18 protein-coding genes and 1 pseudogene are annotated in these 14,330 nt (G+C 69.4%); 8 read left to right on the top strand and 11 right to left on the bottom strand.

Annotation, left to right across the window (positions count from 1 at the left end):
• Window position 1: 1 nt before the first annotated feature.
• The gene (locus tag IFU11_RS17040; RefSeq protein WP_192019719.1) at window positions 2–601 is read left to right on the top strand and encodes a hypothetical protein; all 600 of its coding nucleotides are present in this window, start codon (window positions 2–4) and stop codon (window positions 599–601) included.
• Here the strand turns inward: IFU11_RS17040 and IFU11_RS17035 are convergent.
• Window positions 589–1,905, bottom strand: a complete 1,317-nt coding sequence (locus IFU11_RS17035) for a tetratricopeptide repeat protein (protein ID WP_192019718.1) — start codon at window positions 1,903–1,905, stop codon at window positions 589–591. The genes IFU11_RS17040 and IFU11_RS17035 overlap by 13 nt on opposite strands.
• The gene (locus IFU11_RS17030; protein ID WP_192019717.1) at window positions 1,902–3,089 is read right to left on the bottom strand and encodes an ATP-binding protein; all 1,188 of its coding nucleotides are present in this window, start codon (window positions 3,087–3,089) and stop codon (window positions 1,902–1,904) included. Before IFU11_RS17030 ends, IFU11_RS17035 begins: the two co-directional genes overlap by 4 nt.
• Window positions 3,090–3,286: 197 nt before the next feature.
• Between IFU11_RS17030 and soxR the strand changes: the two genes are divergently transcribed.
• Window positions 3,287–3,730: a redox-sensitive transcriptional activator SoxR gene (gene soxR / locus IFU11_RS17025; protein WP_255377972.1), complete on the top strand. Its 444-nt coding sequence runs from the start codon at window positions 3,287–3,289 to the stop codon at window positions 3,728–3,730.
• Window positions 3,731–3,748: 18 nt separating this feature from the next.
• On the opposite strand, the gene IFU11_RS17020 is transcribed toward soxR, so the two are convergent.
• The 4 genes from IFU11_RS17020 to IFU11_RS17005 all read right to left on the bottom strand — a co-directional run bounded on the left by IFU11_RS17020 (window position 3,749) and on the right by IFU11_RS17005 (window position 6,259).
• The gene (locus IFU11_RS17020) at window positions 3,749–4,138 is read right to left on the bottom strand and encodes an MmcQ/YjbR family DNA-binding protein (RefSeq protein ID WP_192019716.1); all 390 of its coding nucleotides are present in this window, start codon (window positions 4,136–4,138) and stop codon (window positions 3,749–3,751) included.
• Between the two features lie 23 nt (window positions 4,139–4,161).
• Window positions 4,162–4,683 (bottom strand): hypothetical protein, encoded by a 522-nt coding sequence (locus IFU11_RS17015; protein ID WP_199862356.1) that lies wholly within the window; start codon window positions 4,681–4,683, stop codon window positions 4,162–4,164.
• Window positions 4,684–4,763: 80 nt separating this feature from the next.
• A complete protein-coding gene (locus IFU11_RS17010) occupies window positions 4,764–5,549 on the bottom strand; it encodes an MBL fold metallo-hydrolase (RefSeq protein WP_192019715.1) in 786 nt (261 codons plus the stop codon).
• A gap of 59 nt (window positions 5,550–5,608) precedes the next feature.
• Window positions 5,609–6,259 (bottom strand): TetR/AcrR family transcriptional regulator, encoded by a 651-nt coding sequence (locus IFU11_RS17005; RefSeq protein WP_137242599.1) that lies wholly within the window; start codon window positions 6,257–6,259, stop codon window positions 5,609–5,611.
• Window positions 6,260–6,449: 190 nt separating this feature from the next.
• Between IFU11_RS17005 and IFU11_RS17000 the strand changes: the two genes are divergently transcribed.
• The 3 genes from IFU11_RS17000 (at window position 6,450) to IFU11_RS16990 (ending at window position 7,900) form a co-directional block, all read left to right on the top strand.
• On the top strand, window positions 6,450–6,656 hold the full coding sequence (locus tag IFU11_RS17000) for a type II toxin-antitoxin system HicA family toxin (RefSeq protein ID WP_124768358.1): 207 nt from the start codon (window positions 6,450–6,452) through the stop codon (window positions 6,654–6,656).
• Window positions 6,653–7,021, top strand: coding sequence for an antitoxin HicB (locus IFU11_RS16995; RefSeq protein ID WP_192019714.1), 369 nt, complete (start codon window positions 6,653–6,655; stop codon window positions 7,019–7,021). Before IFU11_RS17000 ends, IFU11_RS16995 begins: the two co-directional genes overlap by 4 nt.
• A 99-nt stretch (window positions 7,022–7,120) precedes the next feature.
• Window positions 7,121–7,900, top strand: a complete 780-nt coding sequence (locus IFU11_RS16990) for a CPBP family intramembrane glutamic endopeptidase (protein WP_199862355.1) — start codon at window positions 7,121–7,123, stop codon at window positions 7,898–7,900.
• Between the two features lie 3 nt (window positions 7,901–7,903).
• Here the strand turns inward: IFU11_RS16990 and IFU11_RS16985 are convergent, their stop codons facing one another.
• The 3 genes from IFU11_RS16985 to IFU11_RS16975 form a co-directional block, all read right to left on the bottom strand.
• Complete coding sequence (locus IFU11_RS16985; RefSeq protein ID WP_192019713.1) at window positions 7,904–8,593, bottom strand: SOS response-associated peptidase; 690 nt, start codon at window positions 8,591–8,593, stop codon at window positions 7,904–7,906.
• Window positions 8,594–8,684: 91 nt separating this feature from the next.
• The gene (locus IFU11_RS16980) at window positions 8,685–9,209 is read right to left on the bottom strand and encodes a GNAT family N-acetyltransferase (RefSeq protein WP_192019712.1); all 525 of its coding nucleotides are present in this window, start codon (window positions 9,207–9,209) and stop codon (window positions 8,685–8,687) included.
• A complete protein-coding gene (locus IFU11_RS16975; protein WP_192019711.1) occupies window positions 9,206–9,553 on the bottom strand; it encodes an ArsR/SmtB family transcription factor in 348 nt (115 codons plus the stop codon). Before IFU11_RS16975 ends, IFU11_RS16980 begins: the two co-directional genes overlap by 4 nt.
• A gap of 84 nt (window positions 9,554–9,637) precedes the next feature.
• On the opposite strand from IFU11_RS16975, the gene IFU11_RS16970 reads away from it, so the two are divergent.
• The gene (locus IFU11_RS16970) at window positions 9,638–10,960 is read left to right on the top strand and encodes an NAD(P)-binding domain-containing protein (protein WP_192019710.1); all 1,323 of its coding nucleotides are present in this window, start codon (window positions 9,638–9,640) and stop codon (window positions 10,958–10,960) included.
• A 16-nt stretch (window positions 10,961–10,976) separates the two neighbouring features.
• Here the strand turns inward: IFU11_RS16970 and IFU11_RS16965 are convergent, their stop codons facing one another.
• A complete protein-coding gene (locus IFU11_RS16965) occupies window positions 10,977–11,375 on the bottom strand; it encodes an arsenate-mycothiol transferase ArsC (RefSeq protein ID WP_124768363.1) in 399 nt (132 codons plus the stop codon).
• 22 nt (window positions 11,376–11,397) lie between these two features.
• Window positions 11,398–12,072, bottom strand: a complete 675-nt coding sequence (locus IFU11_RS16960; protein WP_192019709.1) for an arsenate reductase/protein-tyrosine-phosphatase family protein — start codon at window positions 12,070–12,072, stop codon at window positions 11,398–11,400.
• A 48-nt stretch (window positions 12,073–12,120) separates the two neighbouring features.
• Between IFU11_RS16960 and IFU11_RS16955 the strand changes: the two genes are divergently transcribed.
• Together IFU11_RS16955 and IFU11_RS16950 are read left to right on the top strand one after the other, a co-directional pair.
• Window positions 12,121–12,876 (top strand): aquaporin, encoded by a 756-nt coding sequence (locus IFU11_RS16955; RefSeq protein ID WP_244631887.1) that lies wholly within the window; start codon window positions 12,121–12,123, stop codon window positions 12,874–12,876.
• A gap of 11 nt (window positions 12,877–12,887) precedes the next feature.
• A pseudogene (locus IFU11_RS16950) lies at window positions 12,888–14,267 on the top strand (FAD-dependent oxidoreductase).
• Window positions 14,268–14,330: the final 63 nt, after the last annotated feature.

The raw sequence follows: 14,330 nt of genomic DNA, 5'->3' as shown, positions 1-14,330 counted from the left end.
GATGACCGGACCAGCCGACGCATCGCCGGAACTCGAACACGTCGCGGACGGTCTGCGGATCCTCGACGCGATCGTCGGCCTCGCACCCCGTGAAGCCGCGACCCACCCCTCACTGTGGCCGCTGCTTGGCGTCCCGGCCATCGACCGTGGCGCGCTCGTGATCTTCCCCCTGGCCGTAGCCGCCTGCAGCGCGACGGATCGATCAGGACTCGAGCGGCTGCGCGAAGTCTGCGCGGCACTGCAGCAGGACTGCATCCACCTCTTCGGTGGAGACCACATCCACCGGGAGACCGTGCTCGACCCGGATGAGGACCCGTACGGGCGGCGTCTCGCCGAAGTCGGAGCGCACGCGACGACACCACGCGGGGTGGTGGTGTGGCGTGTCCGCGATCGCGGTGCGGCACTCGTCCTCGTCGTCGACGAGGAGCGCGGGCAGGCGACGCTGGCCTTCCACCTGGTGCCCAAGGACTGGATCTGGAACTGGCCTCCGACGCCCACGACGAAGCGCGAAGCGTCCCGTCGTCGGTCCGCGGTGAGGGAACAGGCGGCCGTCGACGTCGTCTGGTCCTGGCCGGCGGCCGACCTGGCTCAGGGTCGCTGAACGGAGGGCCCGCCAGGCGATTCCGGCGGTGTCGATCCAGTCGCAGAGCGTCCCGGGCGCGGGTCGTCGCCTCCGTAGGCGACGACTCGGTCCCATAACCAGTCGGTGAGGCTCGCGGCCACCTCTTCGTCGTCACGTCCGGCGGATCGACGGACGAGCCGTCCACCGGAACCCTCGATGAGGTAGGCGCCCGCGTCGTCGGTGAAGAGCTGCGTGTAGTAGTCGCGCTCGGCATCCCACTGCGGCCACGCTTCCGGGTCCCGTTCGATCGCCTCGTCCATCTCGCCGATCTCGGCGCCGCTCATGAGACGGAACGGGCTGCCGTCGCCCCAGCGCCCGCCGGTGCCGGGGAGCTGCCCGTCGTGCCAGGCGAGCACCTTGTCGTCACCGCCGCTCGCGCTCGCGGCATCGAGGTCGAGCGGTGGGCGCAGCGAGGCCGCCAGTTCCTCCGGGAGCAGCGGGTCCAGAGCGGCCAATGCGTCGGCGAGCCCGGCCTCGAAGAGCTTGTCGCGGAGGATCCGCCAGGCGACCTCGCCCATGCCAGCCCGGCGCAGGTCGTCCATCGTCCCGACGCCACGCTCGATGGGATCGAGGAACGCTCGCGCGACGACCATCCCGCCCTGGGCGACCTCGTCCATCGGGTCCTCGCGAAGGACCCTGGCCAGGAGTTCCAGCGCCTCCTGCGGACGGTAGTCGTACAGGTAGGCGAAGGCCAGTGCCGTCGAGAGCGTCGTCTCGCTCGGGTCCGCCTCGATCGCCTGCTGCGCGGCGACGAGGAACCGGCCAGGTGGGGTGCCCGTCGACAGGAAGTGCAGGGCTCGGAGTCCGAGCGCGCCGGCGTACGCCTCCGGGGCGGTCCGTCCGGCCAGCTCGACCGCGTCGTCGATCAGCGCCCACCCTCGCTGGGGATCGGCGGCCATCGCGACGGCTGCCGCGTGGTCCATGTGGTCGAACCAGTCCGCCTCCGGGTCCTCGCGGAGGACGAGTTCACCGAGTCGCATGGCCTCGGCGAAGTCGCCCTCGGACCCTTCGAGATCGCGCAGGCGACGCAGCGCCCCGAGGAACTGCCGGTCGCGGCGGCCGAGCAACTCCCGAAGGAGGCGTCTGGCCTCATCGACGTCGCCGCACGCCTGCCGGTGCATGGAGAGCAGGATGATCATCCCGGTGAACTGCGGCGCCCGGGCGAGGACGCTCATCGCCAGCTCGGGGATCCGCGGGTGTTCGGGCTGGAAGTCGTAGAGCTCCCAAGCGAGGTCGCGGTCGTGTTCGATGGCCTCGCGCTCGGCGCCGACGGGGTCGCTCATCGGAGCCCGTGCTGCACGCGGTACGCCCGGAGCTGGGCGAAGGTGCCGTCGTCGACGCCGTATTCGAGCACCGGTGCGACCTGGTCGAACCATGATGCCGTCGAGGGGATGAGCCCGGCGGCGGCATCGAGCAAGGCCCGCGTCGTGACCGGCACGATCGCCCCCGCCTGCATCGACGCCGTGAGCGACTGCTGCAGTGCGACCCGCGACACCTGCGCGATGTCGGCCCCGGAGAAGCCCTCGGTCGCTGCGGCCACGGCGATGACGTCGACACCGTCGGCCGGCTTGCCTTCGAGGTCGCCCTGCAGGATCGCAGCGCGCGCGACTGCGTCCGGCGGCAGGACGAGGACCGTCTTGTCGATGCGGCCGGGGCGCCGCAGCGCCGGATCGATGTCCCATGGGCGGTTGGTCGCGGCGAGGAAGTAGACGCCGTCGTTCTCGTCCGCCACCCCGTCGAGCTCCTCGAGGAGCTGCGTCACGATCGTGCGCATCGACTGCGATCCGCCCCCGGACGTGCGGCGGCCACCGAGTGCGTCGAACTCGTCGAAGAAGATGACGCACGGAGCGGCGGCGCGAGCATCGTGGAAGACACTCTGGATCGCCTTCTCGCTGTCGCCCAGCCACTTGCTCAGCAGGTCAGCGAGGGTGACGTGGATGAAGGACGCCCCGAGGTCACCGGCGATCGCCTTGGCGATGAATGTCTTGCCGCAGCCGGGAGGGCCGTACATGAGCAGTGAACCGCCGGGCTTCTGCCCGAACGCTGCGGCGAGCTCCGGGTTCCGGAGTGGCGCGAGGAACGTCGAGTCGAGGTGTTGCTTCACATCGGCGAGTCCCGCCACGTCCGCGAGCGTGACGGCCGGTCGTTCCGCGTCCCAGAGGCTGGGCTGGTCGATCGGCATGGTGGCGGTTTCGGCTGCCGACGGGGCGGGGACCGCCGAGCGGTCGGGCTCGGTCGTGGTGTCGGCCGCCGACCCCCGGAGTCGCGCCGCCATCACGCGGGCGCGCAACAGCCGGACCCGCGCCGGGTCGCCGCCGAGTCGCTCGAAGGTCGTCACCTCCTGCGCCGCGCGGTCGACGTCGTGCTGCAACAGCAGGGTCACGAAGTCCTCGCGGAGCGCGGCGTTCTGCGGATCCTGCGCGACCTCCGCCGCGATCACCTCGAGGAAGTCCTCGTCCTGCGTCATGTCGTCCCCCCGGTCGATGTGCGATTCCGACCATCCTGCCAGCGGCACACTGATCGGCGACAGGTGTCCGCCGGCATTGGTCGAGCGTGCGGATGGGGAGCGCTCCCCATCCGCCCTGACCCGCTCGTGTACCGTCGAAACGAGCGTCGGACCTGAAGGCGGCTTGAGGTCGATGCGAGGAACGAGGGTGGGACACTGTGCACAGTCCGGACGAGTTGCTCAGTGTCGGCGAGATGAGTCGTCGCACCGGCGTCGCGGTGTCGGCGCTGCACTACTACGAGCGGCTCGGCCTCATCGGTTCCGAGCGGACCGCCGGCAACCAGCGGCGATACCCCCGGCACATGCTGCGCCGCGTCGCGCTCATCTCGGTCGCGAAGCGCCTCGGTATCCCGCTCGAAGACGTGGCGGAGGCGTTCGCCGACGTGCCGCTCTCCAGCACCCCGAGTCACGAGGACTGGCAGCGGGCCTCCCGCCGCTGGCAGAAGGTCCTCGAACAGCGTCGGCGTGGGATCGAGCAACTCGAACGCGAGCTCACCGGCTGCATCGGCTGCGGCTGCCTCTCGATGAAGGCGTGCACGCTCCTCAACCCCGACGACGAACTCGGCGACACCGGCACCGGCGCCAGGCGCATCCCGGTCTGAGTGCTGCCGGCCCGGTGTTCAGCCGTCGCGGCGCTGTCCGAACGTCGCTGGATCGACCGGGCGCAGCCGTTTCGGCAGCCCCTCGACGACGAGCAGGTACGACTCCGTGACGAGGTCGTCGACGAACGCCGGCTCGAGCTCGCCGTCCGGCTTGAGCGAGATCCAGTGCCGTTTGTTCATGTGATAGCCGGGGATGATGTCGGGGAAGGCCTCGCGCAGACTGCGGCTGTCCTCGGGGCGCGCTTTCAGGGTGACGATGGGTTCGCCCGTCGCCCCCGTCTGCAGCATGAAGACCTTGCCGCGGACCTTGTAGACGTCCCACTCCTCGCCGAACGGGTGCGTCAGCTCCGCACCGGGGAGTTCGTCGGCGCGGCGTGCCGCCCGGTCCTGCAGCTCCGAGCCGTGCATCGTGGTCCTCCTCGGCGTCGGCGTCAGCCCTGGGTGTCCGTGGGCCTGAGCCCCGCCAGGTTCTGCAGGGGGCACCAGGCGCCGAGGCGCGGGTAGTCGATGGTCACGCCGACGACGCCGCGCTCGCCGAAGGACCGGACCCAGTCGATCGCCGCAGGCATCGGGACCGCGAGCAGCGACACCGTGGCGTCCGGCGGGACCAGGCCGTTCGCGTACGCGGCCTCCTGCGCTCGCGTCCCGCTGCTGTAGATGCCGACCAGGTTCCCCGGTTGCGCTGCGAGCGCGTACGGCCGAGGGTTGTCCTCCGGACCACGGTTGATGAAGACCCACCGGTCGAGTGCGGCGACCGCCCGCCAGAGCCGGATCTGCGCGTCGATGTCGTCCGGCGCCGCCCGGCAGGCCTCGTTCAACGCGTCGAGCTCGGCCAGTACCTCGGGAGCCGGTTCGAGGGTGCGGCCCTGGTTCGGCTGCTCTGGGACGTCGGTCCGCTCGGGGTTCGGGCTGTCGTCGTTCGGGCTGCCGTCGCGGCGGAACGGGTTCTTCATGGTCACTTCCTCGTGGCTCGGGATCCGGGTTCGGAGACGTGACCAACGCTATCGCAGGGGTCCGACGGGCGGTCGGATGCTCAGAACGCACTCCCGAAGGCGAGGGCTTCCGCCGCCGCCTGCGCGGGCGAGCCGAAGAACGCCGGGCCGTGTCCGGGCAGCACGACGGAGGCCGGGAGCCCGGCCAGCGTGGTCAACGACTGGCGGGCGCGCTGCAGGTCGCCGTGGAACATCTCGGGGAGCAACTGCGGGCCGTCGTGGGGGCTGGTGGGGTGAGCGGTGACGAGCGCGTCGCCCGCGACGAGGACACCGTGCTCGACGAGGAGGAATCCGAGGTGCCCGCGCGTGTGGCCGGGGAGGGGGAGCGGGCGGACCGCGAGCCCGAGGGTCGCCCGGAGCTCGGGCACGTCCTCGATCGCGGTGACCGACGTCGGCGGGACGACCTCGAGTCCGCCGGCCTCGACCGCGTGACTGACCCAGTCGGCGACCCCGGGACGCTCGAGGTGGGGTTGGACGTCGGCGAGTCCGACCTGCTCGAGCACCTCCCGGCGGACGTTGGGGATCTCGTCGCGGGACGCGAGGATGTCACACTCCGCCAACCCGGCGATGAACGTCGCGTTGCCGATGTGGTCGCTGTGACCGTGGGTGAGGAGGATCGCCCGGACGTCCTCGACCGCGTAGCCGAGCGCGCCGAGGGTCGCGGTGACGGCTGCGCCGTCGCCGGGGTAGCCGGTGTCGATGAGGACCGGGCCGAGGTCGCCCTCGACGATGATCCAGTTGACGGACGGACCCTGCACGAGGTGTACCCGGTCCGCGACCGTGGTGCTGCGGGTGGTGCCGTTCGGCACGGCGTCGATCTGGGACATGGGCGTCCTTCCGATTGCGGAGACGGGTTCGGGGGAGGGGGCGGTGCTCGGGGGAAGGCTCAGTGCTCGGCCGGCCCGGCGACGAGCTCATGAGCGGCCGCCGCGGCGGCCGTCGTGGCTGCAGCGCCGGCGGGATCGACGGTCGCGAGGATCGGCCGGATCAGGGTGATCAGTCGCTCGCTGAGCTCGGCCGCATCGTCGTCGCCCACCGTCGTGGTGACGAGTCCGAAGCAGGCGTCGAGCAGAACGTCTGCAACGCCGTCGAGGTCGGGGAGGTCGAGATCGTGCGCTGCGGCCTCCATGCGGAGGTTCGTGCGGGTGTACGCCCGCCAGTCGAACACCGTGTAGACCGGGTCGTCCATCCGTGGCAGTTCGTGCAGGAGCCGGATGGCGCCCATCGCGATGGGGGATCGCTGCGCTTCCTGCGCGGAGGCGAGGATCATCGTCACCCAGCGGAGCGCGCCGTAGGGCACCCCGATCCGCGCGTCCGCCGCCTGCCACCGCTCGTCCTGCTCGGCGATCACCGCATGCGCAAGACTCCGCTTCGACGGGAACAGGTGGTACCCGATGACCGATTTCGGCTTGCCCATGACGGACGCGATGCCGGAGAACGACGTCCCGGCGTAGCCGTTCCGGCCGAACTCGAGCCCGGCGGCGTCGATGATCTCGTCGCGGACCTGGTTCATCGCGTACTGGCGCAGACCGCTCACGAGCGCTCCTTCGAGGTGGAGGGCCCGTCGATCGGGCCGCTAGACGATCGTCTGAGTCAGACGCTCGTCTAGCTTAGACGAGCGTCTGTGAGGAAGCTGGGACCTGGGCAATGGCCCTGATTCGACCTCTCCGACACGTGTTGTCTAGGGGGCATAGACATTGACGATATAGCCCCCCTAAACTACCGTGATGGTCAAGCCGATGAGGTACAAGGCGATAGTCGCTCTGCTGCGGGACGCGGGGTTCGCGCCACGACAGGGGAAGGGCGACCATGAGAACTGGTCGAACGGCCCGTTCCGTGTCACCATCACTCAGGCGAGGGACGTGTCGCCGGGTCTGGTTCGGAAGGTGTTGCAGACGATCGAGGCATCGAGGAAGGACGAGTCGAAGCGATGAACATCACAGCGATGGCGCACAAGTGGGAACACGGTTGGGAACTTCACCTCGATGGTGAGCCGGTCAGCCAGGTCGCAACGCTCGACAAGGCCGAGCAGCAGATCCGCGACTATCTCGACACCGACGACCCCGGCGTTGATCACAGCGGGTGGGTGGTGACCGTGATTCCTGAAATCGGTGCCCTCTATGACGAGGTCGTCGCCGCGCGTTCCGCTACCGAGGAAGCGACGGCAGCGTCCGCCGCGGCGGCAGCCCGCGCACGTGCAGCGGCTCGGCATCTTCGCGAAGCGGGATTCTCCGTGACGGACTCCGCCGCGATCCTCGGCGTCTCGCGAGGCCGCGTGTCTCAGCTCGTCGCACGCTGATCGGCCCGCTATCGGAAGCGCTGAGACGATCATCGATTCGAGCACTTGCGCCCGATACATTGGAGCGTCGATTCCCCGCCGATTGGAAGGCAACAGCCTATGCGCGTCACCCCTCGTGTCTGGATTGGCCTGGCGATCTACGTCGGTTACGTCGCCGTCATCTTCGTCGTATCGAAGCTCAGTGGGGTGGCGTACACCGAGATCGGGACGTCCGCAGAGTTCACGTGGCGAGGGGCGGTGCTCGACCTGGCGGTCGGTGCGGTGCTACTGACCATCACCACCTGGCTGTTGGGGTGGTGGAGGCCTGCCCTGTTCGAGCGGAGACGCTCCCACCACAAGTGGCCGATCTTCGTCCCCGCGCTCATGCTGGTCGTCGCCGTGGCGAACTTGGTCAACACCGACTGGTCGAGGTTCGACCCGTCGTTCCTCCTCTCCCTGCTCGCGCTGGGCCTGGCGGTCGGGTTCTGTGAGGAGCTGATGTCGCGCGGTCTGCTGCTGACGGCGTTCCGCTCACGTCTTTCCGAAGTGTGGGTGTGGCTGCTGACCTCCCTGCTCTTCGGAGCCATGCATCTGGTCAATGCAGCACTCGGCGCTCCATTCCTCAACACGCTCGGACAAGTGGTCCTCGCCGCGATGTCGGGCACCTGCTTTTACATCGTGCGGCGGGTGACCGGCTCCCTCATCTGGGCGATGGCGTTGCACGGCATCTGGGACGTCGCCGCGTTCTCGGTGGGCTTCGCCCCGCTCGGCACGCCCTGGGCGGCCTATCTGACGCCGGTCATCGGTATCCTCGCCGTCGCGGTCGTGTACTGGGTGATCAAGGGGACAGACGAGCGGCAGGCCGGATCCCGAACGGACGCGACACCCGCCCTGAGCTGACACTCAGGCCGGGAGCGGCTCGATGAGGTTCGGGCCCGTGTTACGGACGTTGTTCACGTCGCGCGTCACCTCGTAGTGGGTCAGGTCGTGGGAGACCGCGAAGGACTCCCGGTCGAGCAGCTGCAACAGCTGGTCGGTGTCGAGGTGGTCGCCGAGCCAGTCGTCGTAGCCGTCGGGGGTGAGGCAGGCGGGCATGCGGTCGTGGACCTCGCCCGGTGAGACGTGCGCGTCCCGCGTGATGATCGCCATCGACAGACGCCACTTGTCCGGGTCGCCCTCAGGTTTGCTGGGGTCGGGCCAGGCACTGATGATGCCCGCCATCGCGAGCGCGGCCTCGGGGTCGTGGATGAAGTGGGGCTGCTTGCCGGTCTCGGTGACGACCCACTCGTAGTACCCGCTGGCCGGGACGATGCACCGTGCCGAGGCGAAGGCCTTGCGGAACATGGAGGCGGTCGCGACCGTCTCCATGCGCGCGTTGATGGGTTGCGGGCGCTGCTTCGCGAAGTCCTTGGCCCAGCCGGGGACGAAGCCCCAACGGGCGCTGGTCGCGGTCCGTTCCTCGTGCCGGGTGCGGACCACCGTCACCTCGGTGGTGGGCGCGACGTTGTAGTCGGGCGCAGGCGCCTCGAACTCGGCCACGAGGTCCGCGAGGAGAGTGGACGTGGAATCGGTGACGACGAAGCGACCGCACATGCGCTCAGCTTAGAAGCGGGGAACCGTGAGGTCGAGGCCTCCCCGGCAGCGGGCGACTATTCGGCCGAGGGGCACCAGGTTACGAGAGTTCTCACACGTCAAGCGGAGGTGAAGGGGCCCGCCGCTCGAGGAGTACCGTGTCACGCCAGCGTCCGGCGTAGGGTCCATAACTCATGCGGGCGATCCGCTCGCGATGCCCGATCGTGCGGAACCCGACTCGTTCGTGCAGGACCAGGCTCGGGATGTTCTCGGGGAAGATGCTCGATTGGATTGTCCAGATCCCGGCGTCATCAGCGGCCGCGATGAATGCCGAGAGCAGCCGTGTTCCGACGCCGCGTCCTGCCGCTGCCGCGGCGACGTACACAGAGTGCTCGACCACGCCGCGGTACGCCTCGCGCGCAGAGACCGGCGATGCGGCGACCCACCCGACGACCGAACCCAAATCATCAACGGCGACGAGTCTGCCGATGGTCAGCTTGCCTGCGTCGAACTGTTCCCAGCTCGGTGGGTCGGCCTCGAAGGTGGCGTTGCCGGTGGCGATGCCCTCGCGGTAGATGGTCTCGACCGCAGCCCAGTCGGCGGCGTCGAGCTCACGGACCGTTACTGCGTCGGTCACGGGCGGATCGCCTGGGAAGCGCGTTCGAGCCCGTCAGCAATGACGCGGAAGTACGCCCAGCGGCCGCGCTGTTCGCGGGTTGCGAGCCCGGCGTCGACGAGGATCTTCATGTGGTGCGACACGGTGGGCTGCGAGAGCCCGACGGGCTCGGTGAGGTCGCAGATGCACGCCTCACCGCCCTCGCTCGCTGCGATCAGCGACAGCAGCCGGACACGGGTCGGGTCACCGAGCGCTTTGAAGGTGTGCGCGATCCGTTCGGCTTCGTCGAGCGCGAGCACCCCGCCGGTCACGGGGGTGCAGCACGCTGTGGCGTCGGCTTCCAGGAGGGGCAGTTCGATCGGCATGGACACATTCTGACACGTCGTATTGACATCTGTCGATGTATCGATCAGTCTCGTCGTATTGATGGTTGTCGATTGGAGTTGACGATGGTGAACGAGCTGCCCGTGATCGTGATCGGTGCAGGCCCGCAAGGTCTGGCTGCTGCAGCGCACCTGGTGGAGCGGGACGTTCCGGTGCTGGTGCTCGAGGCCGGGTCTTCGGCTGCTGCGGCGGTGTCGGAGTGGGGTCATGTGCGGTTGTTCTCCGATTGGTCCGAGCTGGTCGACGCGGCGTCCGCTCGGTTGCTCGCGCCGACCGGCTGGACCGCGCCGACGACGGGATACCCGACCGGCGCGCAGTGGATCAGTTCCTACCTCGCACCGCTCGCGGACGTCCTGGGGGAGCGGGTTCGGTTCGATGCTCGTGTGGTCGGAGTGTCTCGTCGTGGTCGCGATCGGCTCGTGGACGCGGGGCGTGCGGAGCAGCCGTTCACGGTGCACGTGGAGTCCGCGGACGGGACGGAATACCGCCTCGACGCGCGGGCGGTCATCGATGCCTCGGGCACCTGGTCGACGCCGAACCCAGCCGGGGCGGACGGTCTGCCAGCGCTCGGGGAGCGGGCCGCGTCCGAGACGCTCGGCTACCAGATCCCGGACTTCCGGAACCGGGCCGGCTTCGAGGGCAAGCACACCGTCGTCGTGGGAACCGGGCACTCCGCGGTCACCGCGGTCATCGCCCTCGCGCGGATCGTGCGCCGCAATCCCGACACCACGGTCACCTGGGTGCTGCGCCGCGGCACAGTTGGGAACACCTTCGGTGGCGGCGACGCTGACGAGCTGCCCGCCCGCGGCGCGCTCGGGTTGAAGGCGAAGGAACTCGTCGACGGTGGCCTCATCAGCCTCGTCACGGGCTTCCGGGTCGAGCGGGTGGCGCGTGACGGTGACCAGACCGTGTTGGTGTCGGAGGATGGCCGTGAGCTGCCCGCCGCGGATCGGGTGATCGTGCTGACCGGGTTCCGGCCTGATCTGTCGTTCCTGTCGGAGCTGCGGATCGAGCTGGATCCGACGCTGCAGGCTCCAGTGCGGATCGCGGCCGAGGTCGACCCGAACCTGCACTCCTGCGGCTCGGTCGCCGCAACCGGTGCGAAGGATCTCGAGCAGCCGGAACCGGACTTCTACATCGTCGGTGCGAAGTCCTACGGGCGGGCGCCGACGTTCCTCGCGATGACCGGATACGAGCAGGTCCGCTCCGTCGTCGCCGCTCTCGCCGGCGACCAGGCTGCGGCCGAGCGGGTGGAGCTGGTCCTCCCGGACACGGGCGTGTGTGGCGGGGCGGGGTTGTTCGATGCCGCTGGTGCGTCGCTGGGTGGTTCGTGCTGCGCGGTGCCGGAGCAGGTGCTGCAGATCGGTCGCGCACCAGCAAGCGTCTGACCGCTCGCTGCGGGAGCTACCGGGTGAGCAGCTCAGTGCGGATCTGCTCGGCCACGGCTTCCCGCAGCGGGCGCACGGCTTCGACATCCCAGGCCTCGGGGTTCGGGAACGACCAGGCCAACACCTCGCCGCGCGGGGTGGCAGGCAAGGTCAGGCCGGGCTTCATGAGCACCACGACGTCGGCCTGATCCAGGTCAGCGGCAGTGACCGCGCGTGGCAATCGGTCGGTGATGTCGAGGCCGAGCTCAGCGACGGTCGCGGCGACCGCAGGGTTCACAGCATCCGACGGAGCGAGGCCTGCTGAGGTGGCGGTGAAGCGGTCTCCGGCGAGGTGTTCGAGGAGCGCTGCGCCGAGTTGAGAGCGGCCGGCGTTGTGCTGGCAGATGAACAGGACGACGGGCTTGGTCGTGGTCATGAGGGTGCTGGGTGCTTTCTGGTCAGGAGGCGAGCAGGCGGGGAGCGAGGTCCGCGATGCGGCGCTCCAGTTCGGTGTAGGCGGCGTCGAACGCGGCATCGGTGCCGACGCGCACCGGGTCGGGGATCGACCAGTGCAGATCGCCTGTGACGCCGATCTCCTCGTGCGCGTTGTCGCAGACCGTGATGACGAAGTCCCCATCACTCAGCACCGTGTCCAGGGCGCTCGGCGCGCTCGACGGGAGGGCGAGCTGGTGGCGCTCGGCGGCGGCGATCGCGCCGGGCGCGATTCGCTCGGCGGGGTGCGTGCCGCCGGAGGCGACGGGAATGGTGCTCCGCCGCGCCCAGAGGGCGGCGGCGAGTTGTGAGCGGGCGGAGTTCGCGGAGCACACGAACACGACCCGGCTGGCCGTGCCTGCAGCGCCGGGCATCAGGCCGTCGAACCCGCCAGGGGTGAGGTGGACGTAGCTGCGGCGCTTGTCGCCTTCGGACGTCGTGCGGGTGATCATGCCGACGGATTCGAGCACGTTCAGGTGGTGCGTGAGCAGGTTGCCCGGGGTGCCGAGTGCGACCCGGATCTCCGTCGGGGACAGGTCACCCAACGTCAGCAGGTCGATCATCTGTAGGCGCGTGGGATCGCTCAGCGCGGCGTGCTTCGCCGCCCGCGCTTCGACCACTTCAGTTCGTTCGACGTTCATTGGTTCAATATTGACTGAAGTAACTTTGTGAGTCAAGATGATGCCGCCATGAACCCATCGAATCCCGCTCCCATCCCGGTCCGACCGCATCTGCTGCGTCGGATGCTTGCCGAGTTCGTCGGCACCGGACTCCTGGTGGCGATCGTCGTCGGCTCCGGGATCATGGCGCAACGACTGTCCCCGGATGACGTCGGGCTGCAGCTGCTGCAGAACAGCCTGACGACCGCGCTCGGGCTCGCCGTGCTGATCCTCACCCTGGGCCCGGTCTCCGGCGCACACTTCAATCCCGTGGTCTCGCTCGTGGACTGGTGGGTCAGCCGCAGCACCCCACACGGTCTGCCGCTGCGCGATCTCGCGCCGTATCTGGCCGCGCAGCTCATCGGCGGAATCGCTGGCACCGTGCTCGCTGGCGCGATGTTCGACACCGCGCCGGCCCTCTCCACCACCGATCGGGCGACGGGCAGCAGCCTGCTCGCCGAAGTCGTAGCGACCGCCGGACTCATCCTGGTGATCTTCGCCCTGGCACGCTCCGGGAAGGGCGCGGTGACGGCGGCTGCGGTCGGTGGTTACATCGGGGCGGCGTACTGGTTCACGAGCTCGACGTCGTTCGCGAACCCGGCCGTGACGATCGCCCGCATGTTCACCGACACCTTCGCCGGGATCGCCCCGGCCTCGGTCGGCCCGTTCATCGCCGCGCAACTCATCGGCGCGATCCTCGGGCTCGGCCTGGTCCTCGTGCTCTATCCGACTCCCGCGCGCAGCACCGCTGCGGCCGTGGCTCCACAACCTGCAGCTCAGCTCTGAAAGGCACCCTCATGCATCTCGCAGTCATCGGCGGCAGTGACGCCGGTATCTCCACCGCTCTCCGCGCCCGCGAACTCGACCCCTCCGTGGATGTGACGGTGATCGTCGCTGACGCCTACCCGAACTTCTCCATCTGCGGCATCCCCTACTACTTCTCCCGCGAGGTCCAGCCCTGGCAGTCCCTCGCGCACCGCACCCACGCCGACCTCGAAGCCACCGGCATGACCCTGCGCCTGAACACCCTCGCAACCGGGATCGACGTCGCCGGACAGTGCCTCACCGTCCGCGACGAGCACGGCACGGAATCGACGATCGCCTACGACGAACTCATGGTCGGCACCGGAGCCTCACCCTCCACCGCCGGAATCACCGGCCTCGACCGGCTCGGCCCCGCAGACGGTGTGCACCTGCTGCACTCGATGGGCGACACCTTCGCCCTCGAGCACTACCTCGACACCCACCAGCCAGGCACCGCGATCATCGTCGGCGCCGGGTACGTGGGCTTGGAGATGGCCGAAGCGCTCACTGTCCGCGGCCTCCAGGTCACCCAACTGCAGCGCGGCCCCGAGGTGCTCTCCACCCTCGACCCGGAACTGGGTTCCCTCGTCCACGACGAACTCACCCGCCACGGCGTGAACGTCATCACCGGCACCCGCGTCGAGCACCTCAGCAGGACGAGCGCTGGCCTCACCGTGACCGGCCTGCAGGACGGACGGCCGTTCGAGCGCAGCGCCGAGCTCGTGCTCGTCGTCGTCGGCGTCCGGCCGAACACGAGCCTGCTCACGGAGGCCGGCGCTGCAACTGGGCCGGGTGGTGCGGTGGTCGTCGACGAGCAGATGCGCACCGGCCTGCCGCACGTCTGGGCGGCGGGCGACGGCATCGTCACCCACCACCGCCTGCTGGGCGTCACGTATCTGCCGCTCGGCACGACGTCGCACAAGCAGGGCCGGGTCGCTGGCGAGAACGCGATCGGCGGCAACACCCGCTTCGCCGGCAGCCTCGGCACCCAAGTGGTGAAGGTCTTCGACCTGGTTGCCGCTCGCACCGGGCTCCGTGACCACGAAGCGGTCGCGGCCGGATAGACGCCGCACAGCTCCACGGCGATCGCGGACGACCACAAGGCCTACTACCCGGGCGCGACACCGATCAGCATCCGCATCACCGGAGCGACCGACAGCGGGCTGTTGCTCGGTGCGCAGCTCGTCGGCACCCGCGGCGCGGAGATCGCGAAACGCGTCGACACCTACGCCACCGCCCTGCACCACGGCATGACGGTTGACGCGATGAGCGACCTTGACCTCTCGTACACGCCGCCACTCGGCTCCCCGTGGGACGCCGTGCAGGTCGCGACACAGGCATGGAGTCGGAGTCTCAGCGCCCTGAACGGCTAGGAGGCCGCCGGCTGCTCCGACGACGAAGCGACCGCACATGCGCTCAGCAGAGGAGCGCATGTG

The organism is Plantibacter sp. CFBP 8804 (assembly GCF_014841225.1).
Classification (GTDB): Bacteria; Actinomycetota; Actinomycetes; order Actinomycetales; family Microbacteriaceae; genus Plantibacter; species Plantibacter auratus.
Note: the sequence above shows the minus strand (reverse complement) of the source record. Positions and strands in the feature narration are given on the sequence as shown.